Origin of the sequence: Streptomyces sp. NPDC093252 (genome assembly GCF_040683675.1) — a bacterium.
Lineage (GTDB): Bacteria > Actinomycetota > Actinomycetes > Streptomycetales > Streptomycetaceae > Streptomyces.
On record NZ_JBFBEM010000004.1, the window covers coordinates 207241 to 232711 of the forward strand.

Sequence of the window (25471 nt, forward strand, 5' to 3'; positions counted from 1 at the left end):
CGGCCGGCGCGCGGGCGACCGCCTGCCCGTCACATGCTGCTCCCCACGTGAATCCCCACTCGAAAGACAGCCGCCCGGCGGGATGCGGGAGGCGGTGCACTAATGCGCTTGAGTGGGAGCATCCTAAAGCGCATTAGTGATCTCCCGCAAGATTTCCCAACTACCCATCCTGAGCTGCGAGTTCGTTCCACTCGATGCTTTAGCGCGACGAAATGCATTGACTTTTCCCCGGAACCGAGTGCAAGGTCTGGCCGACACCTCCGGTTCACCCCGGCCGTCACCGGACCTCACCGCCGCAAAGGAGCACATCGTCGTGCGCATTTCCCGCCGGACCTTCGCCGCCGCTGCTGTCGCAGTCGTCCTCGTGCCGCTCAGTGCCTGCGGCTCCGGGGGCGACGGCGGCGGCTCCACCGACGCCTCGGGCAAGGTCGAGGGCGCCATCACCTTCCAGACCTGGAACCTCCGCGCCAACTTCAAGGACTACTTCGAGGGCGTGATCGCGGACTTCGAGAAGGAGTACCCGGGCACCGAGGTGAAGTGGGTCGACCAGCCCGCCGAGGGCTACGCCGACAAGATCAGCGCGGACGCGGCCGGCGGCACCCTGCCCGATGTCGTGAACGTCTCCCCGGACCTGGCCGCCCCCCTCGCCAAGGCCGGACTCGCCCTCGACCTGGACCAGGCCGCGCCCCAGTACAAGAAGGAGTACCTGGAGGGCGCCTGGGCCAGCCACCGGATACTCGGCCTGACCGGCACCTACGCCTTCCCCTGGTACCTCAACACCGGCCCGCTCTTCTACAACAAGTCGCTCTTCGAGAAGGCCGGACTCGACCCCGAACAGCCGCCGAAGACCTACGACGAACTCTTCGCCGACGCGCTGCGGATCGCCGAGGAGACCGACGGCGAGGTCGCCACCCTCGCCAACGTCCCCACCATCGAGGACTTCGGCCGCTACGGCGTCCCGCTGATGAACGACGACGGCACCGGCTTCGCCTTCAACGACGCCAAGGGCGTGGAACTCCTCACCCGGTACAAGGAGCTGTACGACGCCAAGGCGCTCGACCCGCAGGCGCTCACCGCCACCCCCGAGGCCGCCGGGAAGAAGTTCCTCACCGAGGCCGTCGCCATGAACCCCGGCAGCGCGCTCGACCTGGAGAACTTCAAGAAGCAGGCACCGAACCTGTACGAGAACATCGGCATCACCGATCAGATCACCAGCACCGGTCAGGTGAACATGTACGTGATGGGGGTGATGGTGAACGCGCAGACCCAGAAGAAGCCCGCCGCGGTCGCGTTCGCCCACTACGTCACCGACGCCACCCGCCAGATGTCCTTCGCGCAGCAGGTCGCCATCTTCCCGAGCACCGCCGGTTCGCTCGACGACCCGTACTTCACCGAGGAGGACGGCACCGACGAGACCCGGGTCCGGGTGGCCGCCGCCCAGTCGCTCAAGAAGGCGGTCAACTACACGCCGGTGCTGTTCAGCGAGCAGATGAAGGTCGAACTGCGCAACGCCGTCGCCCGCGCGCTCCAGGGCAAGGAGAGCCCCCAGGACGCTCTTGACAACGCTGTCAAGGCGTGTGACCGGCTTCTTCAGCAGCAGGGCTGAGTCACCATGGCGAGTCCCGCGATCCCCGGGGCCAAGGGCCCCGCCACCCCGGGGCGGCGTCCGGCGCCCCCCGCTCCCCGGGCTCCCCGGTCCCCCCGGGAGCGGCGTCCCGTGCCCCCCGTCTCCCGGGTGCGGCGTCAGCTCCCGGCCAGCCCCTGGCTGTTCGCAGCACCGGGACTGCTCATCATCGGCGCGTTTGTTCTTTATCCGTTCATCTCGACACTGATCAACTCCCTGACCGATCGCCGCACCCTCATCCCGGGCGAGTTCGTCGGCCTCGCGAACTACCGCGAGATGCTCCAGGACGACATGTTCTGGATCGGCCTGCGCAACAGCTCGCTCTACGTCCTCGGCGTGGTCCCCGCCCTGGTGATCCTGCCGCTGCTGCTCGCCCTGCTGGTGCAGAAGACCCTTCCCGGGATCACCTTCTTCCGGTCCGCCTTCTACACCCCGGTCGTCGCCTCGATCGTCGTCGTCGGACTGATCTGGGTCTGGCTGCTCGACGACCGCGGCCTGGTCAACGCGGTCCTGGAGACCATCGGCGTCGGCCGGATCGGCTTCCTCAGCGACCAGTGGCTGCTGCTGCTCAGCGCCATGACCGTCACGGTCTGGAAGGGCCTCGGCTACTACATGATCATCTATCTGGCGGCGCTCGGGAACGTCCCGCGCGAACTCCACGAGGCCGCCTCCGTCGACGGTGCCGGGGCGGTCCGCCGCTTCCTGACCGTCACCGTGCCCGCCGTCCGCTCCACCATGGTCCTGGTCGGCGCGCTCTCCTCGGTCGCCGCCTTCAAGGTGTTCTCCGAGGTCTATCTGATGGCCGGACCCACCGGCGGACCGGCCGGTGAGGACACCACGCTCGTCATGCTCGTCCAGCGCACCGGCACCGGACTCACCGGCCGGGTCGGCTACGCCTCCGCGATCAGCGTGGTCGTGTTCGTGGTCACCGTGATCCTGATGCTGCTCGTGCTGCGCGCCGACCGGAAGGAGGACCGATGAGCGTGACCGACGGGACCCGTCCCGCCGAGGCCGCCCCGCCCGCCCCGCCCCGGCGCGCACCCCGGCTGCGGCTCACCGACGAGAACGGCCGCCGCATCCCCGGCTGGGAACTCGCCCTGCGCTACACCCTGCTGCTCGCCGTGCTCGCGCTGATGATCGGCCCGTTCCTGTGGCAGCTCTCCACCTCGCTCAAGGGGCCGACCGAGGACATCTTCAGCTCCCCGCCCAAGTTCCTGCCCGGCGAACCGACCCTGCACAACTACGCGCGCGTCGCCGACACCATCCCCGTCTGGGACTACGCCTTCAACTCCCTGAAGGTCGCCGTCGCCAACGTCGTCACCAACTGCGTCGGCGCCGCCCTCGCCGGATACGCCCTGGCCCGGCTGCGCTACCGGGGTCGGCGCGCCGCCACCCTGGCGTTCGTGCTGGCGATGCTCGTGCCCGTGGAGGGCATCATCATCGCCCAGTTCACCACCATGCGGGAGCTGGGACTGAACAACACCCTGCTCGGTGTGCTGCTGCCCGGCTGTGTCGCCTCGCTCAACGTCCTGCTCATGCGCAACGCGTTCCTGAACGTGCCCTACGAGATCGAGGAAGCGGCCTTCGTGGACGGCGCCAACGTCTGGCAGCGGTTCCTGCGCATCGCGCTCCCGTCCGTCAAGGGCACCCTGGCCGTCGTCGCCATCTTCGCCTTCATGGGCGCCTGGGACGACTTCCTGTGGCCGTTGATCGTGCTGAGCGATCCGTCCAAGTTCACGCTCACCATCGGACTGAACTATCTGCACGGCACCTTCGCCAACGACGAACGCCTCGTCGCCGCCGGAACGATCATCGCCGTGGCGCCCCTGATCCTGCTGTTCGCCTGCCTCCAGCGGTACTTCTTCCGGGGGGTGGGGGAGGGGGCGGTGAAGGGGTGACCGAGCGATCACCTGATCGTCTGATCGCTCGATCACGAACGCGCCCTCACCCGAACACGACCCACCCCTACCCGAACACCCACCCCCACCCGAACAGCCCCCCCCCGCACAACCGAACCGGGACCTTCATGTCTGCTGCTGCCGTGCGCTTCGGCGTCAACTACACCCCCAGCGAAGGGTGGTTCCACCACTGGCTCGACTTCGACGCCGATTCCGTGCGCGCCGACCTCGACTCGATCGCGGCGCTCGGACTCGATCACATCCGGGTCTTCCCGCTGTGGCCGTACTTCCAGCCGAACCGGTCACTGGTCCGCCCGCGCGCGGTCGAACAGCTCGTGACCCTCGTGGACGCGGCCGGTGAACGCGGCCTGGACGTCAACGTGGACGGCCTCCAGGGGCATCTCAGCAGCTTCGACTTCCTGCCCGCCTGGACCCGCACCTGGCACCGCCGCAATCTGTTCACCGACCCGAAGGTCCTCGACGGCCAGGCGCATCTGCTGCGGACCCTCGCCGCCGCCCTCGCCGACCGGCCCAACTTCCTCGGCATGACCCTCGGCAACGAGATCAACCAGTTCTCCGCCGGACCCCACCCCGACCCCGACCGGGCGACCGCCGACGAGATCGACGCCTGGCTCACCCGGATGCTCGCCGCCTGCGAGGAGGGCGCCCCCGGCAAGCTGCATCTGCACGCCGAGTACGACGCCACCTGGTACCAGGACGACCAGCCCTTCACCCCCGCCCAGGCCGCCCGGCACGGCACCATGACCGCCGTCCACTCCTGGGTGTTCAACGGCACCGCCCAGCGCCACGGCCGCCGCTCCGTACCCACCGAGCACCACGCCGCGTATCTGATCGAACTGAGCAAGGCGTGGGCGGACGAGCCCCACCGCCCGGTCTGGCTCCAGGAGGTCGGTGCCCCCGCCCCGCTGATCCCGCCCGAGGACGCCGCCGCGTTCACCGAGGCCACGATCGAGCACGCCCTCGACTGTCCGGATCTTTTCGGGATCACCTGGTGGTGCTCCCACGACGTCTCACGCGATCTCGCCGACTTCCCCGAACTGGAATACGGTCTGGGGCTGTTGACCAACGACCGAACCCCCAAGGACACGGCACGGGTCCTGGCCCGAGCGGCCCAAGCTACCCGCGCCGCCGAGGCCGCCCGCGCGGCCCAAGCCACCCGAGCGGCCCAGGCGGCCCGCGCCGCCGAGGCCGCCCGAGCGCCCGAAGCCACCCGCACCCAGCAGGCCGCAACCCCCACGCCCCCGATCCCCACGCCCACCACGCCCCCCACCCCCACCGCACCGCCCCCCATCCCCGCCCCCCGCACCACCGCCCTCGTCGTCCCGGCCGACCCGGCCACCCGTTCCCGCTGTGCCCCCGGCGGCCCCGTCTACGACGCCTTCTTCCGGCTGACCGCCGACGGCGCCCGCCCCACCACCGTCCTCGACACCCGCGCCACCGACCCGCAGCACCTGGCGGCGCGCGGCATCACCGAGGTCGTCACGTCCGACCAGGTACTCCCCACCCCACAAGGAGGCACCCGCTCGTGAACCCCACCAGACGCACCGTGCTGCTCGCCGGAGCGACCGCCGCCCTGCTCCCGGCGCTCCCCGTCCTCCCGGCCGTCGCGACCCCGGCCACCGGGCCCGGCACCGCCGACACCCTCGCCACCCCCCTCCAGCCGTACGCCTCGTACTGGTACCCCGACTCGCTGCCCGCCGGGACCCCGGGTACCGGCATCACCTGGCGCAGTCTCAAGACCTGGCGCGCCGCCGACGACACCGACCTCGCCTTCAACGCCTCGCGCGTCCCGCTCGCCGCCCGCTTCACCCCCACCCCCGCCAACGCCACCGCCCGCACCGGCCAGGCCCGTATCCAGTCCCTGGTGTCCTTCGGACCGACCGCGGGCAACCCCTCCCAGGGTTCCGCCACCGCCGACTACTACGCCCCCACCCACTGGTCCTACATCGACGAACTGGTCTTCTGGGGCGGCTCCTCCGGCGAGGGCCTGATCCTCGCCCCCAACGCGCCCGTCGTGGACGCCGCGCACCGGCACGGCGTCCGGGTCCTCGGCAATGTCTTCCTGCCGCCCGCCGCCTACGGCGGCCAGCTCCAATGGACCCGGGACCTGGTCCAGCGGGACAGCGCGGGCCGCTACCCGCTCGCCGCGCAACTGGTCGCGGTCGCGACGGCGTACGGCTTCGACGGCTGGTTCGTCAACGCCGAGACCGGCGGCGGGGACGCGGCCCTCGCCACCGCCACGCAGGGCTTCCTGCGCGAGCTGAAGACCCTCGCCGCCGCCCAGGGACAGCGGGTGACCTGGTACGACTCCATGACCACCAGTGGCGCGGTGAGCTGGCAGGGGGCGCTCAACGCCCGCAACGAGCCGTTCTTCCAGGCCGCCGACGACATGTTCCTCGACTTCCGCTGGACGGCGAGCAGTCTGGTCTCCTCCGGGAACCGGGCCCAGCAGCTCGGCCGCAGCCGCTACGAGCTGTGGGCCGGGGTGGACGTCGAGTCCAACGGCTCCAACTCCTCCGTGAACTGGGACGCGATCGTCCCGCGCACCTCCGCCCATGTCGTCTCGCTCGGCTTCTACCGGCCCGAGTGGACCCGTAACCACCTGCCCGCGACCGCCCGTGCGCCCAAGGACTTCCACGCCGCCGACAACCGGTTCTGGAGCGGGCGCTCCCTGGACCCCGCGCGCCCCGACACCGCAGACCCCTGGCGGGCCCCGGCCGTGGTGGTGGCCGACCGCTCGACGGTGACGTCCCTGCCGTTCGCGAGTGTGTTCAACACCGGGCACGGGCTGCGCTGGTACGAGGACGGGCGGGTCACCTCGGACCGGCCGTGGAACCATCTCGGGCTCCAGGACCAACTGCCCTCCCGACAGTGGGTCGTCCGGACCTCGGGGACGCGGCCGGCCGTGACCTTCGACTTCGCCGACGCCTGGCGTGGCGGCAGCAGCCTCCTGGTCGAGGGTGAACTCACCGCTCCCGTGATCATCGATCTCTACGCGACACAGCTCGCGATCGGTGTTGACTCGGTTGTCGACCTGACACCCCGCACGGACACCGGCGGTGTGAACGTCGAACTGGCCGTGGCCACCGCCGAACCCAGCACCCCGGGTGCGACACCCCCGTACACCTACTTCCCTGTGAACTCGGTCAACACCTGGCAGACGGTGACGGCCCGGCTCACCGGGCTCGGCGGTACCGTCCGCGCCCTCGGCGTCCGGCTCACCCCCACCGGCACCGGCACCGTCCGCTGGCGCCTCGGCCACCTCGCCGTCCGCGCCACCTCCACCACCCCCGGCGCCCCCGCCGCCCCCACCGACGCCCGCGTCACCGCCTCCTCCGGCGGCGATCTGCGCCTGGGCTGGGCGGCGGCCCCCGGCACCGTCCGCCACTACTCCGTGCACCGGGTGCTGCCCGACGGGAGCAGGCGGTTCCTCGGCGGCACGGGCCAGCTCGCCTGGTTCGCGGGCGGGCTCGTGCCGGAACAGGGGGAGGCGGCGGCACGGTTCGAAGTGCGCGCGGTGGGGGAGCTGTACTCGTCGTCGGCCCCCGCCGTCGTGACCCACACCTGGTAGGACCACCACCTGGTGGGACCACCACCTAGTAGGACCACCACCTGGTAGGTCACCCCCGACCACGCCCCGCCCCGACCAGGCCCCCCACCTCAACCACGCCCACCCCGACAAGCCCCCCACCCCGCCCCCTGACAAATCCCCCCGCACCACGAACCGATCTACGGAGCACCCCGTATGCATGACGACCGCAGCCTCGTCGAAGGGCGTCTCAAGCGTGTCCTCGACGAACGCATCCGCCCCGCCGTCCACCCCGAGTCCGTGCCGCTCGACGTGGCGGTGTGGCACGCCCCCGACGAACCGGTCCCGGTCGCCGAGGGGCTCGCGGCCGAACCCGCGCCGATCGCGGTCGGCGACCGGTGGGGTGCTCCGTGGGGCACGAGCTGGTTCCGGGTCACCGGCACCGTCCCCGAGGGCTGGGCCGGGCGGACCGTCGAGGCGGTCCTCGACCTCGGCTTCGACGAGAACATGCCCGGCTTCCAGTGCGAGGGCCTGGTCTACCGGCCCGACGGCACCCCGGTGAAGGGCCTCAACCCGCGCAACCAGTGGGTCCGGATCGGCGCCCCGGTGGCGGGCGGCGAGACCGTGACCCTGCACATCGAGGCCGCCTCCAACCCCGTCATCCTCGACTACCACCCCTTCCTCCCCACCCAACTCGGCGACAAGGAGACCGCCGGCACCGACCCCCAGTACACCCTCACCCGCATGGATCTCGCCGTCTTCGACGAGACCGTGTGGCACCTCGTCATCGATCTGGAGGTGCTCGGCGAGCTGATGGCCGAGCTGCCCGCCGACTCCGCCCGCCGCCACGAGATCCTGCGCGCCGTCGACCGGGCGCTGGACGCCGTCGACCTCCAGGACGTCAACCGCACCGCGGCAGCGGCCCGCGCCCGCCTCGAAGGCGTCCTCGCCACGCCCGCCGCGCCCTCCGCGCACCGCGTCAGCGCCGTCGGCCACGCCCATATCGACTCGGCGTGGCTGTGGCCGCTGCGCGAGACGGTCCGCAAGGTCGCCCGCACCACCTCCAACATGACCGCCCTCCTGGCGGACGAGCCCGAGTTCGTCTTCGCCATGTCCCAGGCGCAGCAGTGGGCGTGGATCAGGGACCACCGGCCGGAGGTGTGGGCGCGGGTGAAGGAGGCGGTGGCCGAGGGACGGTTCGTGCCGACCGGCGGGATGTGGGTCGAGTCGGACACCAACATGCCCGGCTCGGAGGCCATGGCCCGCCAGTTCGTGCACGGCAAGCGGTTCTTCCTGGACGAGTTCGGCATCGAGAACGACGAGGCGTGGCTGCCGGACACCTTCGGCTTCGCCGCCGGGCTCCCGCAGATCATCAAGGCGGCCGGGGCCAAGTATCTGCTCACCCAGAAGATCTCCTGGTCGCAGACCAACAAGTTCCCCCACCACACCTTCCGCTGGGAGGGCATCGACGGCACCCGGATCTTCACCCACTTCCCGCCCGTCGACACCTACAACTGCTCCATGAAGGGCAGCGAGATCGCCCACGCGGCCCGCAACTTCAAGGACAAGGGCCGCGCCCGGCACTCCCTCGCCCCCACCGGCTGGGGCGACGGGGGCGGCGGCACCACCCGCGAGATGGTCGCCAAGGCGGCCCGGCTGCGCGACCTCGAAGGCTCCGCGACCGTCACCTGGGAGACCCCCGCCGACTTCTTCGCCAAGGCCGTCGCCGAGTACCCCGAACCGCCCGTCTGGGTCGGTGAGCTGTACCTCGAACTCCACCGCGCCACCCTCACCAGCCAGGCGAAGACCAAGCAGGGCAACCGCCGCAGCGAACACCTGCTGCGCGAGGCGGAACTGTGGGCGGCCACCGCCGCCGTCCGCACCGGGGCGCCCTACCCCTACGAGGACCTGGACCGCATCTGGAAGACGGTGCTGCTGCACCAGTTCCACGACATCCTGCCCGGGTCGTCCATCGCCTGGGTGCACCGCGAGGCCCGCGCCACCTACGACCGGATCGCCGCCGAACTGGAGACGATCATCACCGCCGCGCAGACCGCGCTCGCCGGTGAGGGCACCACCCCCCTCGTCTTCAACGCCGCCCCGCACGCCCGCCACGGCGTCCCCGCAGGCGGCGCCGCCCCCGCCACCCCGGCCGGGGCCACCACCCTCACCCCCCGCGACGGCGGCGGCCACACCCTCGACAACGGCCTGCTCCGCATCGGGATCGACGCGTCCGGCCTCGTCGTCTCCGCCCATGACATCGATGCCGGACGCGAGGCCATCGCCCCCGGCCGCGCCGCCAGCCTCCTCCAACTGCACCCCGACTTCCCCAACATGTGGGACGCCTGGGACGTCGACGCGTTCTACCGCAACACCGTCACCGACCTCACCACCGCCGACGAGGTCGCCCCCGGCCCCGACGGCGACTCGGTACGCGTCACCCGCACCTTCGGCGACTCCCGGGTGGTCCAGGTGCTGGCCCTGCCGCCGGGGGAGCGGCGGCTGCTGATCGACACCGAGGTCGACTGGCACGAGACGGAGAAGTTCCTCAAGCTGTCCTTCCCCCTCGATGTGCACGCCGAGCGGTACGCGTCCGAGACCCAGTTCGGGCACTTCCACCGGCCCACCCACACCAACACCTCCTGGGAGGCAGCCAAGTTCGAGGCGTGCAACCACCGCTTCGTCCATCTGGAGGAGCCCGGCTTCGGCGTCGCCGTCGTCAACGACTCCACCTACGGCCACGACATCACCCGCACCGTCCGCACCGACGGCGATCTCGGTACGACGACCACGGTCCGGGTCTCCCTGCTGCGCGCCCCGCGCTTCCCCGACCCCGAGACCGACCAGGGCGTCCACCGCTTCCGGCACGCCCTGGTGCCGGGCGCCTCCATCGGGGACGCGGTCCGCGAGGGCTGGCGGATCAACCAGCCGGAGCGGGAGACGACCGGCGCGGGGGAGGTGGCCCCGCTGGTGTCGGTCGACCGGGACGCGGTCGTGGTCACCGCCGTCAAGCTGGCCGACGACGGCAGCGGCGATGTCGTGGTCCGCTTCCACGAGGCGCACGGCGGCCGGGCCCGCGCCACGCTCACCGCCGGGTTCGAGATCGCCGGGGTGCAGGTGACCGACCTGCTGGAACGCCCCCTCGCGGACACCCCCGCCCCCGAGGCGGACGGCACCCGGATCCCCGTACGGCTGCGGCCGTTCGAACTGGTCACGCTGCGGCTGCGGCGGGCGTAGGGCGACTGGCCGGGGCGGGCGTAGGGGGAGGGGTCGGGGCGGCCGTAGAGGGAGGGCTCGGGGCGGGCTCAGGGGGAGGGGTCGGGGCGGGCGGGCTCCGCTTGCCCCGGCCCGCCCCCGCCCGCGAGGATCGGGAGATGCGTACGGCAACACCACCCCACCAGGTCCTGATGGTCGTCTTCGAGGGCGTGCAGATCCTCGATGTCACGGGACCGCTGGAGGTGTACGCGGCGGCCAACGAGCACGGTGGCGCCTACCGCATCACCACCGCCTCGGTGGACGGGGCGCCGGTCACCGCGACCGCCGGGCTGCGCCTGGTCCCCGACCTCGCGTTCAAGGACGTCGATTTCCCCGTCGACACCCTGATGGTGCCGGGCCGCCCCGACTGGTGGGCGGCGGTCGCCGACACCCCGCTCCTGGACGGCGTACGGCGGCTGGCGGAGGGCGCCGCCACGGTCGCCGGGATCTGCGCCGGGGCCTTTCCGCTGGCCGCCGCCGGACTGCTCGACGGACGCCGGGCGGCCACGCACTGGCGGCTGGCCGCCGACCTCGCCGCCCGCTACCGGGAGGTCGAGGTCGACAGCGACGCCATCTTCGTCCGGGACGGCCGGTTCATCACGTCGGCCGGGATCACCGCGGGCATCGATCTCACGCTGTCGCTGGTCGAGGGCGATCTCGGCCCGGAGGTGGCCCGCGCGGCGGCCCGGCAGTTGGTGGTGTTCATGGCCCGGCCCGGCGGGCAGTCGCAGTTCTCGGTGCGGCAGAACGCGAAGTACCCGCCGGACTCGGTGGTGCGGCGGGTCCTGGACGCGGTGACCGCCGACCCCCGCGCGGACCACACCCTCGCCTCCATGGCGCGGACGGCCGGGGTCAGCGAACGGCATCTGTCCCGGCTGTTCCGGGCGGAGACCGGCGGGACCGGCGCGGAGTTCGTGGAGCGGGTCCGGCTGGAGGCGGCGCAGGCGCTGCTGGAGAGCGGCGGCGACGGGCTCGACGCGGTGGCACGGGCGAGCGGCTTCGGTTCGGTGGAGACCCTGCGGCGGGCGTTCCGCCGACTGCTGGGGATCACGCCGGGGGCGTACCGGGAGCGGTTCCGCTCCACCGGGCGGGACGGCGACGGAGGGCGGAGGTGACCGGCGCGGAGGAGGCGTCATGGCGTGCGGCCGGTCGGCCGGTGGGGAGTGACCGGCCGGCCGCACGCGGGGGAACCCGTCGGCCGGGGCCCCGCCGGATTCCCGGCGGCGGGGCGGGCGTCGCCGGCCGACGGGTGGCTCACTCGGACCAGTCGGAGTTCAGGATGATGTCGACGAAGTTCTCCCGCCGGTAGCCCGGCGCGTACCGCTCCAGGACATCGGCCTTGACATTGCCGAACGTCGTCGCCGGGCGGTGCGCGAGGCCGTCGGTGAACTCCGCGAGGATCCGCCGCTTGAAGTCCGGACGCGGATGCTCCGCCACGACCTGCTTCAGCGCCTCGTCACCCACCTCCGCCAGACCCAGGCCCAGTACGTCCACCTCCACACCGGCCGTCACCAGGGCGACCTCGGGGGCCATGTGCCAGGGGATCTCCGGGGTGGTGTGCAGCGCGATGCCCTGCCAGACCAGATCGGCCGACCCGGCGGGGATCCCGTGCCGGAGCAGGAACGCGCGGGCCTCGTCGGCCGCGTCGATCTCGAAGCGCTGGTCGGCGGTGCGGTAGCGCTCGGTCAGGCCCAGGTCGTGGAAGAGGGCGCCGACGTAGAGCAGTTCGGGGTCGGCGGCCAGACCGCGCGCCCGGCCGCGCAGGGAACCCCAGAAGAAGACCCGGCGGGAGTGGTGGTAGACCACGTCGGAGGCCGCGTCGCGGACCAGTTCGGTGGCCTCGCGGACCAGCGCGCTGTCCGGCACGGTGACGCCGGCGATCTCGTGGGGTGAGGTGGTGGTCATCGGGGGTGCCTCCTGTTGGCGGTGTGCTCACCACCAATCAACCGCAGGGGGGCAGGGGCCCACAGGTGTCCGTACGGACATACGACCCTCGGATCCGGACATCCCCCCGTCAGCGGGGTCGGCCACGTAGTCGCGCCCCTGGCGGCCCCCGAAACACCACGCCCGGACCGGGCCCCGACCTACACCCGGACCTGCGCCCGCAACCACTCCTCCACCTCCCCCACATGCGCCGCCGCAGCCGCCCGTGCCGCCTCCGGGTCCCGGGCCGCCAGGGCGCGGTGGATCGCGGCGTGCTCGCGCCGGGTGCGGTCGAAGGCACCTTCCTCCTGGTAGCCGCGCCAGACCCGGGCCCGGAAGGTGCGCGAGGACAGGCCCTCCAGGATCGCCGCCATGGTGGCGTTGCCCGCGGCGGCGGCGATCTCGCGGTGGAAGGCGAGATCGTGGGCGAGGATCTGCTCGGGGTCCTCGGTGGCGTTCATCGCCGCGAGATGCCGCTCCACCTCGGCCAGGGCCGCCGGGGTGATCCGGGCCGCGGCCAGCGCGGTCGCCGTGGACTCCAGGACCCGGCGCACCTCCAGGAGTTCCACCAGCCGGGGCCCGCGCGAGAGGTCGGCGACGACCCCGAACGTCTCCAGCAGATCACCGGCCTGGAGCTGGGTGACGTAGATGCCGGAGCCGTGCCGGGCCTCCAGTACGCCGAGTACGGTCAGCGCGCGGATCGCCTCGCGCATCGAGCTGCGGGAGATGCCGAGCTGGGCGGCGAGATCGCGCTCGGTGGGCAGCCGCTGCCCCGGCTCCAGCAGCCCCTCGGTGATCATCGCCTTGATCCGCTCGATGGCCCGCTGGGTGACCGTCCCCTTCTGAGCGGGCATGGGCGCGGGCGCGCCACCGGCCTCGGCGGCCCCCTCCGTCGTCGCCGTCTCGTTCACGCCACTCCTCCAGTCGCCGGGTGCGCCGCAGTCTAGCCGGGAAGGCCGGGAAGTGGTCGGACCACTTCGGATGTGGTCGGACCACTCGGGCGTCAAGGCCCCCAGAAATCGCGGAATTTGGCGTCCGCAGGGTGTTGACGGTGCGAAGTGGTCTGATAAATATGCGGGCAACTGCTCGATCACGCTTCTTGAGGAGCTGGCAGATGGCCGACGGAACTGGGCGTTTCGCTCCCGCACGCGCGTCGCGCGCCCTGGCGGTGGCGGTCTGCGCCGCCCTCGCGCTCACGGCGTGCGGCAGCACCGAGGACACCGGCGGCCCGGGCGCCGCGGGCGCCGGCGGGGAGGGGCGGGTCGGGGTGATCCTGCCCCTGCTGACCTCACCGTTCTGGCAGTCGTACAACGACTACGTGCCGAAGATGGCCGACGCGGAGGGGGTCGACGCGCTGAAGACCGTCAACTCCAACAGCGACCCCTCCCAGCAGATCACCGACATCAACAACCAGCTCAACCAGGGTGTGAAGGGCCTGGTCGTGGCCCCGCTGGACAGCGCCGCCATCGAGGCCGGACTCGACCAGGCCGCCCGCAAGGGTGTCCCCGTGGTCGCCGTCGACGTGGCGCCCGACCGGGGCAAGGTCGCCATGGTGGTCCGCGCCAACAACGTGGCGTACGGCGAGAAGGCGTGCGCGTACCTCGGCGGGCAGATCCCGTCCGGCAAGGTCGTGCAGATCATGGGCGACCTCGCCTCGGTCAACGGCCGCGAGCGCTCGGAGGCGTTCCGCACCTGCGTCCGGGAGAAGTTCCCGAAGCTGGAGGTCCTGGAGATCCCGGCCAAGTGGGAGTCCGACACCGCCGCCTCCAAACTGGACACCCTCCTCAACGCCCACCCCGACCTCAAGGGCATCTACATGCAGGCCGGGGGCGTCTACCTCGCACCCACCCTCCAGACCCTCAAGTCCAAGGGCCTGCTGAAGAAGACCGGCGAGGACGGCCACATCACCATCGTCTCCAACGACGGCATCCCCCAGGAGTACGAGGCCATCCGCAACGGCGAGATCGACGCCACCGTCTCCCAGCCCGCCGACCTGTACGCCCGGTACGGCATGTACTACATCAAGGCGGCGATGCGGGGGAAGACGTTCGAGCCCGGCCCCACCGACCACGGCTCCGAGATCGTGAAGCTGCCCAGCGGCATCCTGGAGGACCAACTGCCCGCCCCGCTGGTCACCCGGGAGAACGTGGACGACCCCGAGCTGTGGGGCAACACCGTCGGATGAGCGAGCAGCCCGCACCCCGGCCGCTGGTGGAGGCCCGGGACATCGTCAAGCGCTACGGCCCCACCACCGCCCTGCGCGACGGCCGGCTCACCGTCCTGCCCGGTGAGTCCCACGCCCTGGTCGGCCGCAACGGCGCCGGCAAGTCCACCCTGGTCTCGATCCTCACCGGCCTCCAGGCCGCCGACGAGGGCACGGTCCGCTTCGACGGCGAACCGGCACCCCCGCTCACCGACCGCGACGCCTGGCGCCGCCGGGTGGCCTGCGTGTACCAGAAGCCGACCGTCGTCCCCGAACTCACCGTCGCCGAGAACCTCTTCATCAATCGGCAGCCGCTGCGCCGGGGCCTCATCGCCTGGCGCACCCTGCGCGCCGAGGCCGCCGACCTTCTCGCCGCCTGGGACGTCCGGGTCGACCCCGGGGCCCGCACCGCCGACCTCAGGGTCGAGGACCGGCAGTTGGTGGAGATCGCCCGCGCCCTCTCCTTCGGCGCCCGCTTCATCATCCTCGACGAACCCACCGCCCAGCTCGACAAACGGGAGATCGAGCGCCTGTTCGGCCGGATGCGGGCCCTCCAGGACTCCGGGGTGACCTTCCTGTTCATCTCCCACCACCTCCAGGAGGTCTACGAGGTCTGCCAGACCGTCACCGTGCTCCGCGACGCCCGCTGGATCACCACCGCCCCCGTCACCGACCTCCCGCGCCGGGCCCTGGTGGAGGCCATGGCCGGCGAGAGCGTCGAGGACAGCGCCGACCGGCACCGCACCACCCCCACCCCCGGGGACACCCCCGTCCTGCTCGCCGTCCGGGGCCTCACCTCACCCGCGTACGACGGCATCGACCTCACCGTGCGGGAGGGCGAGGTCGTCGGGCTCGCCGGGATCAGCGGCAGCGGGAAGACCGAACTGGCCGAGACCCTCGCGGGACTGCGCACCCCGACCGCCGGGACCGCGACGGTCGGCGGGACGCCGCTGCCCTTCGGCGATGTCCGGGCCGCCCTGGACACCGGCGTCGGCTGGGTGCCGCGCGACCGGCACGAGCAGGGCCTGGTGCCCGCGATGACCGTCGGCGACAACGCCACCCTGAGCGTGCTGGACCGGCTCGGCCGGTTCGGGTTCGTCGGCGGTGAGCGGCGCCGCGCGGTCGCCGCCGAGCTGATCGACCGCCTCGACATTCACACCGAGGGTCCCGGCCAGCCCGTCTCCGACCTCTCCGGCGGCAACGCCCAGAAGGTCGTCATGGCCCGTGCCCTCGCCTCCGACCCCCGGCTGCTGGTGCTGATCAATCCCACCGCCGGAGTGGACGTGAAGTCCAAGGAGTCCCTGCTGTCCCGGATGGACAGCGCCCGCGACGACGGCACCGCCGTCCTCGTCGTCTCCGACGAACTCGACGACCTGCGCCGCTGCGACCGGGTCCTCGTCCTCTTCCACGGCCGGATCACCGCCGAGCACCCGGCGGGCTGGCACGACCACGAGCTGATCGCCTCCATCGAAGGAGTGGACCACCATGGCTGACACCAAGGCGCTGACGGGAGTGCCCGCCGGCACCCCCGCCCCCGCCCCCGCAGCCAGGACGGTACTGCTGCGCAGGGCCCGGGAACTCGCCCTGCTGCCCGCCCTCGTCCTGCTGCTGATCCTGGGCGCGCTGGTCAACGACTCGTTCCTGACCGAACGCAACCTCGTCTCCGTCCTGGGTGCCTCCGCCGCCCTCGCCATGGTGGTGCTCGCCGAGTCCCTGGTGCTGATCACCGGCAAGTTCGATCTGTCGCTGGAGTCCGTCGTCGGGGTCGCCCCCGCCGTCGGCGCGCTGCTGGTGCTGCCCGCCGCCGCCTCCGGCTGGGGCACCGAACTCCCCGCCGGGATCGCCCTGCTCGCCGTCCTGGTCGCGGGCGCGGCGGTCGGCGCCTTCAACGGCGTCCTCGTCGTCCGGTTCGGGCTCAACGCGTTCATCGTGACCCTGGCCATGCTGATCGTGCTGCGCGGACTGCTGGTCGGCGCCACCGAGGGCAAGACCCTGTTCGGCATGCCCGACGCGTTCTACTCGCTGGCCACCACCACCTTCCTCACCATCCCGCTGTCGGTGTGGCTCGCCGGGACCGCCTTCGCGGTGGCCGGACTGGTCCTCAAGTACCACCGCGTCGGCCGCGCGCTGTACGCCATCGGCGGCAACCCGGAGGCCGCCCGCGCCGCCGGGATCCGGGTCGAGCGGGTGATGCTCGGGGTGTTCGTCGTCGCCGGGGTCCTCGCCGCGATCGGCGGGATCATGCAGACCGGGTACGTCGGCGCGATCAGCGCCAACCAGGGCAACAACATGATCTTCACCGTGTTCGCGGCGGCCGTCATCGGCGGCATCAGCCTCGACGGCGGCCGGGGCACCATGTTCGGCGCCCTGACCGGCGTCCTCCTCCTCGGCGTGGTGCAGAACCTGCTCACCCTGGCCCAGGTGCCCTCCTTCTGGATCCAGGCCATCTACGGCGGCATCATCCTGGTCGCCCTGATGATCGCCCGCGTGACCACCGGCCGGGCCCAGGACTGACCCTGCCTCTCCCGATCGGCCGGGCCCAGGACTGACCCCGCCCCCTCCGACCAGCCCGGCCCGGGACCGACCTCGCCTCCCCGCTCCCCCCGGGGACCGACCCCCACCCCGAAAAGCAACACCCCCCGCCCCCGTCGCCGTCCGAAAGGCCCTCCGTGAGCCCGACGCCCGCCCGCATCACCGCGGTCGACACCCACGACATCCGGTTCCCCACCTCGCGCGAGCTGGACGGCTCCGACGCCATGAACCCGGACCCCGACTACTCGGCCGCGTATGTCGTACTGCGCACCGACGGCGACGGGGAGCCGGAGGGGCACGGCTTCTGCTTCACCATCGGACGGGGCAACGACGTCCAGGTCGCCGCCATCCACGCCCTGCGCCACCATGTCGTCGGACGGCCCGTGGCCGAGCTGTGCGCGGACCCCGGCTCGCTCTTCCGGGACCTCGTCGGGGACAGCCAACTGCGCTGGCTGGGGCCCGAGAAGGGCGTGATGCACATGGCGATCGGCGCGGTCGTCAACGCCGTCTGGGACCTCGCCGCCAAACGCGCCGCGAAACCCCTCTGGCAACTCCTCGCCGACGCCGAACCCGAGTGGCTGGTCCGCCAGATCGACTTCCGCTACCTCTCCGACGCCCTCACCCCCGACGACGCCCTCGACCTGCTGCGCCGGGGCCGCGAGGGCGGCGAGGAGCGCCGCGCCCGCCTCCTGGAGCGCGGTTACCCCGCCTACACCACGTCCCCCGGCTGGCTCGGCTACGACGACGCCAAACTCACCCGGCTCGCCGCCGAGGCGGTCGCCGACGGCTACCGGCAGATCAAACTGAAGGTCGGCGCCGACCTCGCCGACGACATCCGGCGCTGCCGGGTCGCCCGCTCGGTGATCGGCCCGGACATCCGGCTGGCCATCGACGCCAACCAGCGCTGGGACGTGGCCGAGGCGATCCGCTGGACCGAGGCGCTCGCCCCGTTCGACCCGTACTGGATCGAGGAGCCCACCAGCCCCGACGACGTCCTCGGCCACGCCGCGATCCGCGGGGCGGTCGCCCCCGTCAAGGTCGCCACCGGTGAACACGTCCAGAACCGCATCGTCTTCAAGCAGCTCCTCCAGGCCGGGGCCATCGACGTCCTCCAACTGGACGCAGCCCGGGTCGGCGGCGTCAACGAGAACCTCGCGATCCTGCTGCTGGCCGCCAAGTTCGGCGTCCCGGTCTGCCCGCACGCGGGCGGCGTCGGCCTGTGCGAACTCGTCCAGCATCTGTCGATGTTCGACTACCTCGCCCTCTCCGGCACCACCGACGACCGGGTCATCGAGTACGTCGACCATCTGCACGAGCACTTCCGCGACCCGGTGGTGATCGGCGAGGGTCACTACCGGGCACCCACCGCGCCCGGGTTCTCGGCCGAGATGCGGCCCGAGTCCATCGAGCGCTACACCTACCCCGGCGGTTCCTTCTGGGCCGCCGACCTGACCACCGGGAGCAGCGGGAAAGGGCGGGCGGCATGAACGACTTCGAGGGACTCAAGGCCCTGGTGACCGGCGGCGCCTCCGGCATCGGCCGGGCCACCGCCGAACTGATGGCGGCCCGCGGCGCCCGGGTCGCCGTCCTCGACCTGGACCCGTCGACCGTCGAGGAGCCCCTGACCGGCCACCGCGCCGATGTCACCGACGACACCTCCGTGCGGACGGCGGTCGCGGCGGCCGTCGCCGGTCTCGGCGGGCTGGACATCCTGGTCAGCAACGCGGGCATCGGCGCCCAGGGCACGGTCGAGGACAACGACGACGCCGAATGGCACCGGGTCATGGACGTCAACGTCCTCGGCATGGTCCGCGCCGCCCGCGCCTGCCTCCCGCATCTGCGCAACTCCGCGCACGCGGCGATCGTCCACACCTGCTCCATCGCCGCCACCGCCGGGCTGCCCCAGCGCGCCCTCTACAGCGCCACCAAGGGCGCGGTGTACTCCCTCACCCTCGCCATGGCCGCCGACCACGTCCGTGAGGGCGTGCGCGTCAACTGCGTCAACCCCGGCACCGTGGACACCCCGTGGGTCGGCCGGCTGCTGGACTCCGCCGCCGACCCCGCCGCCGAACGCACCGCCCTCCAGGCCCGTCAGCCCACCGGACGGCTGGTCACGGCCGCCGAGGTCGCCGGGGCCATCGCCTACCTCGCCAGCCCCCTGTCCGGCGCCACCACCGGCACCTCCCTCGCCGTCGACGGCGGGATGCAGGGCCTGCGGCTCCGCCCGGCAGCGACCCGGTGACCGCCGCCCTCGCCCTCGGCACCGCCCCCCTCGGCAACCTCTTCACCGAGGTCACCGACCAGCAGGCGCACGACACCGTCACCGCCGCCTGGCACCGGGGCGTCCGCGCCTTCGACACCGCCCCGCACTACGGCCTCGGCCTCGCCGAGACCCGCCTCGGCGCCGCCCTGCGCGGCCGTCCCCGCACCGCGTTCACCGTCTCCACCAAGGTCGGGCGGCGCCTGGCACCGGCCGACGGCACCGGCGACGACCTCGCCCACGGCTTCGCCGTCCCCGCCACCCACCGCCGCGTCTGGGACTTCAGCGCCGACGGCATCCGCCGCACCCTCGACGCCAGCCTCGAACGCCTCGGCCTCGACCGCGTCGACACCGTCTACCTCCATGACGCCGACGACCACGCCGAGCAGGCGTTCCGCGAGGGCTACCCCGCCCTGGAGAAACTCCGCGCCGAGGGCGTCGTCGGTGCGATCGGCGCCGGGATGAACCAGTCCGCCCTGCTCACCCGCTTCGTCCGCGACACCGACGTCGATGTCGTGCTCTGCGCCGGCCGCTACACCCTCCTCGACCAGAGCGCCCTGACCGACCTCCTCCCCGCCGCCCGGGAACGCGGCGTCGCGGTCGTGATCGGCGGCGCCTTCAACTCCGGCCTCCTCGCCGACCCCCGCCCCGGCCGCACCTACGACTACACCGCCGCACCCCCCGCCCTCCTCGACCGCGCCCTGCGCCTCAAGGCCACCGCCGAACGCCACGGCATCACCCTGCGCGCCGCCGCCCTCGCCTTCTGCGCCGCCCACCCGGCCGTCACCGGCGTCCTGGTCGGCGCCCGCTCCGCCGCCGAGGCCGACGACTGCGCCACCCAGTTCCGCACCCCCGTCCCCGCCGCCTTCTGGCGCGAACTCGCCGAGGACGGCGTCCAGGGCGTCCCGGAATGAGGATCCCCCGCACACCGGGTCCGCCCCGACGGCCCCTTTCCCCGGAAGCTGGCCCGACCGCGCCCCTTCTCCGGGAGCCGCCATGCCCGCCCTTTCCCCGGGAGCTGCCATGACCGTCGACGCCCATCACCACGTCTGGGACCTCACCGTCCGCGACCAGGACTGGATCACCGGGCCCGCGCTCGCGCCGCTGCGCCAGGACTTCACCGCCGACGACCTCGCCCCCGAGGCCCGCGCCGCCGGGGTCGACCGCACGGTGCTGGTCCAGACGGTCACCGTCGCCGAGGAGACCCCCGAGTTCCTCGCCCTGGCCGACGGACACGAACTGATCGCCGGGGTCGTCGGCTGGACCGACCTCACCGCGCCCGGCGCCGCCGACACCCTCGCCGCGCTGCGCGCCCTGCCCGGCGGCGACCGCCTCAAGGGCATCCGCCACCAGGTCCAGGGCGAACCCGACCCCGAGTGGCTGCTGCGCCCCGACGTCCACCGGGGCCTGGACGCCGTCGCGGACGCCGGGCTGGTCTACGACCTGCTGGTCGTCCCGCACCAGCTTCCCGCCGCCGTCCGGGCCGCCGCCGCCCACCCCGGGCTCACCTTCGTCCTCGACCATCTCGGCAAACCCCCCATCGCCGCCGGGGAGTTGGAACCCTGGGCGACCGGGATCCGCGCGCTGGCGGCCCTGCCCCACACCGTGTGCAAGCTCTCCGGCTTGGTCACCGAGGCCGACCCCGCGTCCTGGACGGTCGCCGACCTGCGCCCCTACGCCGAGACCGTGCTGGAGGCGTTCGGCCCGGACCGGTTGATGTTCGGCTCGGACTGGCCGGTGTGCACGCTTGCCGCCTCCTACGGCCGGGTCATGTCGACGGCCGGGGAACTGACGGCGGGCCTGAGCGCGGGGGAGCGGGACGCCGTCTTCACGGGCACGGCGACCCGGGTGTACGGCCTCTGACTCCAGGGGCCCTGATTCCGGGGGCCTCTGATTCCGGGGGCGGGTACGGCCTCTGACCCCGGGGGTACAGCCTCGGAACCCGCCGACCTCCGCCCCGCCTACCCCAGCCGCGTCGGCGGCAGATACTCCCGGACATAACTCCGCTCCCAGCAGGCGCCCGTCTCCCGCAGCTCCCGCCAGGTGGTGAAGCGGTAGCGGTAGAGGCGGGCGCGGACGAAGCGGGGCGGGGCGCCGGGCGGGAACGGCGAGCGGCGCAGCAGGCGCAGGGTGTCCCGGTCGTCCGCCAGCAGCCGTTCCACCAGCGCCCCGAACCACTCCCCGGCATAGCCCGGCGACAGCGCCGCGAACCACATCAGCCAGTCCAGCCGCAGATGGTAGGGCGCGAACTGGCGTGGCCAGCGCCGGGGATCGCCGGGCTTGCCCCGGAACTCGTACTCCCGCCACTCCGCGTCCGGCCCCGGCACCGGGTCGGCGGTGCCCTCGATGACCACCTCGTGCCGCACCCGGCTGACGCTGCCGAAGGCACCGTAGGTGTTGACCAGGTGGAGCGGGTCGAAGGAGCGGTTCATGACCTGGCGGCGGGAGACCATGTTGGCCACCGGCCGGTAGCTCAGCGCCAGCAGCAGCGCGGACACGGCGAGCACCAGGACGGTGTACCAGAGCGGGGTGGCGGGAGCCGTGGCGGCGGCGGAGCCCGGGAAGCGGATCGCGGAGAGGGCCAGCACGATCGTGATCCAGTTCAGCCAGGAGAAGTTCCCGGAGAGCACCAGCCACAGTTGGGTGAGGATCATCAGCGCGGCGGCGGCCGAGGCGACCGGCTGCGGAGTGAAGAGCAGCACCGGGACGACCAGTTGGGTGACATGGTTCGCCGCCGCCTCCACCCGGTGCAGGGGCTTCGGCAGCCGGTGGAAGAACCAGCTCAGCGGGCCCGGCATCGGCTGGGTCTCGTGATGGTGGAAGAGACAGGTCAGATTCCGCCAGCAGCGGTCGCCGCGCAGTTTGATCAGTCCCGCGCCGAACTCCACCCGGAACAGCACCCAGCGCAGCAGGAACAGCACGACGACCGGCGGCCCCACCTCGCCGTTGCCCAGGAACACCGCGAGGAACCCGACCTCCAGCAGCAGTGACTCCCACCCGAACGCGTACCAGGTCTGGCCGACGTTCACGATCGACAGGTACATCAGCCAGGGCAGCAGCCACAGCAGCAGCCCCGCCCACAGCGGTACGAGGGAGTCCGCCCCCGCGAGCAGCGCCCCCGACACCGCCGCCCCGGACCACGCCCACCCCGCGAAGAACCGGTCGGAGTAGTGGAGCTGGAAGACGCTGGGCGCCATCCGGAACGGCACCCGGGCGACATACCGGGGGACCGGCAGCATGCCCCGCCGCCCGATCAGCGCCCGGAACTGGAGCGCCGCGGTCAGGAACGCCACGAGGTACACGGCGGCCAGCGCCCGCTGGAAGACCAGCCGGCTCAGCTCGTACCCGGGTGCGGTGAACCAGTCCACGACCGCGCGCGCCTCCTCTCCCCGCTCTCCCAGTCTGCTGCGGTTCTCCCGCTGCCGTCCGCAGAGCGCGGGCTCTCCCGCCGCCCGCATTCTGCCGTCCGGCGCGGGCCGGGTCCTCCCTGTCGTCCGGGTCTTCCATTTGCGTGACCCGAGCGGGTGAAGCAGACAATGGGGAGGAATCGACCCTCGGGAGTCGGGAGAGCACGGTGCGTGACGACGTTGGCATACCGAAGGGCGGGGCCCGGCTCGCCGGGGCCCTGTCGGTGACCCTGGCGGCCCTGATGGTCGCCGGATACGGGGCGACCTCGGCGGACGCGGCCGACCCGGAGCCCCCGGCCCCGCAGGCACCGGTGTGCGTGCTGGAAGAGGGGGAGGCGACGGCCCCCGAAGGGCTGGACGGGCCGGACGGCGTGGACGAGCCGGGCGAGGCGAGCGGGGCGGACGAGGTGACCGGGGCGGACGGAGGGGGTGAATCGCCCCTCGGCGACGAGATCGGTCCCGACCGCGTCCCCGAGATCCCCGACGTCCGGGACGGCGGCGGACTCGTCCCCGACGACCCCGACGGGCTGGTGGACGAGTGACCCGCCGGAGCGGCCGGAGGCCGACCCGCCTGTCCGGACAAGTCGAAGAATCGGTCAAATCCTGACAAGGTAGGGCCCATGGTTGATCGGGGAGCGAGCGCCCTGTCACTCCCGGACGACTGGCCCGCCCACCCGGAACCGATCCTGGCGCTCAACCGCATGGGCAGTTTCGACTGGGACCTGGACGCCGGGCTCTTCCACATGGACGCGCGGGCGCACGAGATCTTCGACCTCCGGCCCGGCGAGTTCGACGGCGACCCGGAGTCCCTCGCCGACCGCGTCCCGCAGACCGAGGGCCTGCGCCTGGACGCCCTGGTGGCGCAGGCCATCAAGGACGGCCGCGAGAACTACGGCGCCTACTTCCGCGTCCGCCGCCGCGACGGCACCCTGCGCTGGACCCACACCCAGGGCTACATCCGCCGGGACGGGAACGGCGGGCGCCCCAACCGGATCGTCGGCATCGTCCGGGACGCCACCGAGGAACTGCGCGAGCTGGCCTCCCGCGACGGCCGGGCCACCCCGGCGCAGGAGGAGATCCGCCCCCGCCAGGGCAACGTCGTCCAGGTGACCACCGCCGCCCTCGCCCACGCCCGGACCGTCCAGGACGTCATCGACGTCCTCAAGGACACCCACGGCGTCACCCATCTGGGCGCCACCAGCCTGGTGATGGGCCTGGTGGAGGCCGGCCGCATCCGGCTGATCGCCGAGGGCCCCGAGGGCAGCTTCGTACCCGGCACCCGGGTCACCCGGATAGACGAGCCGTACCCCATGAGCGAGGTGGTGCGCACCCTCAGCCCCCGCTTCATCGAGTCGCCGGACGAGTTCGCCCAGGGCTACCCGATCCTCTGGCCGCACATCACCGACCTCGACATCACCGCCGCCGCCTATCTCCCGCTGATCGTGCAGGCCCGCCCGATCGGCGCCATGGGCCTGCTCTACAGCGACCGGCGGGGCTTCACGGACGAGGAGCGGGACATCCTGGTCGCCCTCGGCAGCAGCATCGCCCAGAGCCTCCAGCGGGCCATGTTCTACGAGCAGGAGAAGGACATCGCCGAGGGCCTCCAGCAGGCCATGCTGCCGCGCACCATCCCCAGCGTGCCCGGCGCCGATGTCGCCGTCCGCTACCGGGCCGCCGCGATCGGCGGGGCCAAGGGCCGGGACATCGGCGGCGACTGGTACGACCTGATCCCGCTGCCCGGCGGCCGGGTCGGCGCGGTCATCGGCGATGTCCAGGGCCACGACACCCATGCCGCCGCCGTCATGGGCCAGCTCCGGATCGTGCTGCGCGCCTACGCCGCCGAGGGCCACAATCCGGCCACCGTGATGGCCCGCGCCTCCGTCTTCCTCCACGAACTGGACACCGACCGCTTCGCGACCTGCCTCTACGCGGAGGCCGATCTCGCCACCGGGGTCGTCCAGGTGGTCCGCGCCGGGCACATCGACCCCCTGGTCCGCAGCAGCGACGGAAGCTGCCGCCGCGTCCCGGTCGAGGGCGGGCTGCCGCTCGGGCTGTCGGCGGAGTTCGGGCGGCTGGAGTACCCGGTGGGCACGATAGAGCTGGACCCCGGGCACACCCTGCTGCTGTGCACCGACGGCCTGGTCGAACAGCCCGGCACCGACCTCGACGACGGGATGCAGACCCTCACCGCCCTCATCGCCGGCGGCCCGCAGGATGTGCGCCAACTCGCCGATCTGCTGATCGACGAGGCCGACGAGCGCGGCGGCGACGACGATGTGGCGCTGCTGGTGCTGCGCCGCCGGGGCCTGGACGCCCCCCAGACCGGCGGACGGCTCCAGCAGCATGTGGCCCCGGGCGACCCGGAGGCGCTGGCCGAGGCCCGCCATCTGATCCGGGCGGCGGTACGGGCCTGGGGCGCGGTGGACCGGGCCGACGACGTCGAACTGGTCGCCGACGAGCTGATCACCAACGCCCTGATGCACACCGAGGGCGCCGCGATCGTCACCCTGCGGGTGCTCGGCGGCGCCGAGCGGCGGCTGCGCGTCGAGGTCGAGGACACCTCCAGCGCCCTGCCCCGGCGCCGCGAGGCCGGGACGTCCGGGGTCTCCGGGCGCGGTCTGATGCTGGTCGACCTGATGGCGGACGTGTGGGGGGTGGAGGCGCGGGGCGGCGGGAAGTGCGTGTGGTGCGAGTTCGCGGTGCCGCTGCGCCACTGAGCCGGGGCACGGGGGACACGGTGCCTGTGGCGGCACGGCACTGGGGGGGCACGGCACCCGTGGCGGCTCGGCACCAGTGGGGGCACGCCATCCGTGGGGGCA

Annotated in this window: 19 protein-coding genes; 16 read left to right on the forward strand and 3 right to left on the reverse strand. The window is 72.6% G+C overall.

Translation table 11 applies throughout. The features are described 5' to 3' along the window. The first annotated feature begins 313 nt into the window (after positions 1-313). From AB0O01_RS09825 to AB0O01_RS09855, 7 genes are all read left to right on the forward strand, one after another. On the forward strand, positions 314-1606 hold the full coding sequence (locus tag AB0O01_RS09825) for a sugar ABC transporter substrate-binding protein (protein ID WP_365311968.1): 1293 nt from the start codon (positions 314-316) through the stop codon (positions 1604-1606). A 111-nt stretch (positions 1607-1717) separates the two neighbouring features. Beyond that, entirely contained in the window at positions 1718-2605 is an 888-nt protein-coding gene (locus AB0O01_RS09830; RefSeq protein WP_365311969.1) for a sugar ABC transporter permease, read from the forward strand. After that, positions 2602-3522 (forward strand): carbohydrate ABC transporter permease, encoded by a 921-nt coding sequence (locus tag AB0O01_RS09835; protein ID WP_365311970.1) that lies wholly within the window; start codon positions 2602-2604, stop codon positions 3520-3522. The genes AB0O01_RS09830 and AB0O01_RS09835 overlap by 4 nt, the downstream gene beginning before the upstream one ends. A 143-nt stretch (positions 3523-3665) precedes the next feature. After that, the gene (locus tag AB0O01_RS09840) at positions 3666-5072 is read left to right on the forward strand and encodes a glycosyl hydrolase (RefSeq protein ID WP_365312436.1); all 1407 of its coding nucleotides are present in this window, start codon (positions 3666-3668) and stop codon (positions 5070-5072) included. Continuing rightward, complete coding sequence (locus AB0O01_RS09845) at positions 5069-7114, forward strand: endo-beta-N-acetylglucosaminidase (protein WP_365311971.1); 2046 nt, start codon at positions 5069-5071, stop codon at positions 7112-7114. Before AB0O01_RS09840 ends, AB0O01_RS09845 begins: the two co-directional genes overlap by 4 nt. A gap of 174 nt (positions 7115-7288) precedes the next feature. Further along, positions 7289-10309 carry a glycoside hydrolase family 38 C-terminal domain-containing protein gene (locus tag AB0O01_RS09850; protein WP_365311972.1) on the forward strand — a complete coding sequence of 1007 codons (3021 nt, stop codon included), beginning with the start codon at positions 7289-7291 and terminating at the stop codon, positions 10307-10309. Between the two features lie 137 nt (positions 10310-10446). Then, entirely contained in the window at positions 10447-11442 is a 996-nt protein-coding gene (locus AB0O01_RS09855) for a GlxA family transcriptional regulator (RefSeq protein ID WP_365311973.1), read from the forward strand. A 139-nt stretch (positions 11443-11581) separates the two neighbouring features. On the opposite strand, the gene AB0O01_RS09860 is transcribed toward AB0O01_RS09855, so the two are convergent. Both AB0O01_RS09860 and AB0O01_RS09865 read right to left on the reverse strand, forming a co-directional pair. After that, the gene (locus AB0O01_RS09860) at positions 11582-12232 is read right to left on the reverse strand and encodes an HD domain-containing protein (RefSeq protein WP_365311974.1); all 651 of its coding nucleotides are present in this window, start codon (positions 12230-12232) and stop codon (positions 11582-11584) included. 179 nt (positions 12233-12411) lie between these two features. Further along, on the reverse strand, positions 12412-13104 hold the full coding sequence (locus AB0O01_RS09865; RefSeq protein ID WP_365312438.1) for an FCD domain-containing protein: 693 nt from the start codon (positions 13102-13104) through the stop codon (positions 12412-12414). 260 nt (positions 13105-13364) lie between these two features. On the opposite strand from AB0O01_RS09865, the gene AB0O01_RS09870 reads away from it, so the two are divergent. The 7 genes from AB0O01_RS09870 (at position 13365) to AB0O01_RS09900 (ending at position 21108) form a co-directional block, all read left to right on the forward strand. After that, entirely contained in the window at positions 13365-14435 is a 1071-nt protein-coding gene (locus AB0O01_RS09870; protein ID WP_365311975.1) for a sugar ABC transporter substrate-binding protein, read from the forward strand. Beyond that, positions 14432-15946, forward strand: coding sequence for a sugar ABC transporter ATP-binding protein (locus AB0O01_RS09875; RefSeq protein WP_365311976.1), 1515 nt, complete (start codon positions 14432-14434; stop codon positions 15944-15946). The genes AB0O01_RS09870 and AB0O01_RS09875 overlap by 4 nt, the downstream gene beginning before the upstream one ends. Next, the gene (locus tag AB0O01_RS09880) at positions 15939-16967 is read left to right on the forward strand and encodes an ABC transporter permease (protein ID WP_365311977.1); all 1029 of its coding nucleotides are present in this window, start codon (positions 15939-15941) and stop codon (positions 16965-16967) included. The genes AB0O01_RS09875 and AB0O01_RS09880 overlap by 8 nt, the downstream gene beginning before the upstream one ends. A gap of 155 nt (positions 16968-17122) precedes the next feature. Further along, entirely contained in the window at positions 17123-18472 is a 1350-nt protein-coding gene (locus AB0O01_RS09885; protein ID WP_365311978.1) for an L-fuconate dehydratase, read from the forward strand. Then, positions 18469-19227 carry an SDR family oxidoreductase gene (locus AB0O01_RS09890; RefSeq protein WP_365311979.1) on the forward strand — a complete coding sequence of 253 codons (759 nt, stop codon included), beginning with the start codon at positions 18469-18471 and terminating at the stop codon, positions 19225-19227. The genes AB0O01_RS09885 and AB0O01_RS09890 overlap by 4 nt, the downstream gene beginning before the upstream one ends. After that, a complete protein-coding gene (locus AB0O01_RS09895) occupies positions 19224-20159 on the forward strand; it encodes an aldo/keto reductase (protein ID WP_365311980.1) in 936 nt (311 codons plus the stop codon). Before AB0O01_RS09890 ends, AB0O01_RS09895 begins: the two co-directional genes overlap by 4 nt. 109 nt (positions 20160-20268) lie before the next feature. Continuing rightward, positions 20269-21108 carry an amidohydrolase family protein gene (locus AB0O01_RS09900; protein ID WP_365311981.1) on the forward strand — a complete coding sequence of 280 codons (840 nt, stop codon included), beginning with the start codon at positions 20269-20271 and terminating at the stop codon, positions 21106-21108. A gap of 98 nt (positions 21109-21206) precedes the next feature. On the opposite strand, the gene AB0O01_RS09905 is transcribed toward AB0O01_RS09900, so the two are convergent. Further along, positions 21207-22613, reverse strand: coding sequence for a lipase maturation factor family protein (locus tag AB0O01_RS09905; RefSeq protein ID WP_365311982.1), 1407 nt, complete (start codon positions 22611-22613; stop codon positions 21207-21209). A 206-nt stretch (positions 22614-22819) separates the two neighbouring features. Here AB0O01_RS09905 and AB0O01_RS09910 point away from each other — a divergent pair, with 206 nt between their 5' ends. Both AB0O01_RS09910 and AB0O01_RS09915 read left to right on the forward strand, forming a co-directional pair. Next, positions 22820-23194, forward strand: coding sequence for a hypothetical protein (locus tag AB0O01_RS09910; protein ID WP_365311983.1), 375 nt, complete (start codon positions 22820-22822; stop codon positions 23192-23194). A 78-nt stretch (positions 23195-23272) separates the two neighbouring features. Continuing rightward, positions 23273-25369, forward strand: a complete 2097-nt coding sequence (locus AB0O01_RS09915; RefSeq protein WP_365311984.1) for a SpoIIE family protein phosphatase — start codon at positions 23273-23275, stop codon at positions 25367-25369. Positions 25370-25471 lie beyond the last annotated feature (102 nt).

What these genes read in the sequence shown, in the direction of transcription:
- AB0O01_RS09855 (WP_365311973.1), top strand. Translation starts at nt 10,447, where the DNA reads ATGCGTACGGCAACACCACCCCACCAGGTCCTGATGGTCGTCTTCGAG.
- AB0O01_RS09915 (WP_365311984.1), top strand. Translation starts at nt 23,273, where the DNA reads ATGGTTGATCGGGGAGCGAGCGCCCTGTCACTCCCGGACGACTGGCCC.
- AB0O01_RS09875 (WP_365311976.1), top strand. Translation starts at nt 14,432, where the DNA reads ATGAGCGAGCAGCCCGCACCCCGGCCGCTGGTGGAGGCCCGGGACATC.
- AB0O01_RS09850 (WP_365311972.1), top strand. Translation starts at nt 7,289, where the DNA reads ATGCATGACGACCGCAGCCTCGTCGAAGGGCGTCTCAAGCGTGTCCTC.
- AB0O01_RS09860 (WP_365311974.1), bottom strand. Translation starts at nt 12,232, where the DNA reads ATGACCACCACCTCACCCCACGAGATCGCCGGCGTCACCGTGCCGGAC.
- AB0O01_RS09835 (WP_365311970.1), top strand. Translation starts at nt 2,602, where the DNA reads ATGAGCGTGACCGACGGGACCCGTCCCGCCGAGGCCGCCCCGCCCGCC.
- AB0O01_RS09900 (WP_365311981.1), top strand. Translation starts at nt 20,269, where the DNA reads ATGACCGTCGACGCCCATCACCACGTCTGGGACCTCACCGTCCGCGAC.
- AB0O01_RS09870 (WP_365311975.1), top strand. Translation starts at nt 13,365, where the DNA reads ATGGCCGACGGAACTGGGCGTTTCGCTCCCGCACGCGCGTCGCGCGCC.
- AB0O01_RS09865 (WP_365312438.1), bottom strand. Translation starts at nt 13,104, where the DNA reads ATGCCCGCTCAGAAGGGGACGGTCACCCAGCGGGCCATCGAGCGGATC.
- AB0O01_RS09890 (WP_365311979.1), top strand. Translation starts at nt 18,469, where the DNA reads ATGAACGACTTCGAGGGACTCAAGGCCCTGGTGACCGGCGGCGCCTCC.
- AB0O01_RS09880 (WP_365311977.1), top strand. Translation starts at nt 15,939, where the DNA reads ATGGCTGACACCAAGGCGCTGACGGGAGTGCCCGCCGGCACCCCCGCC.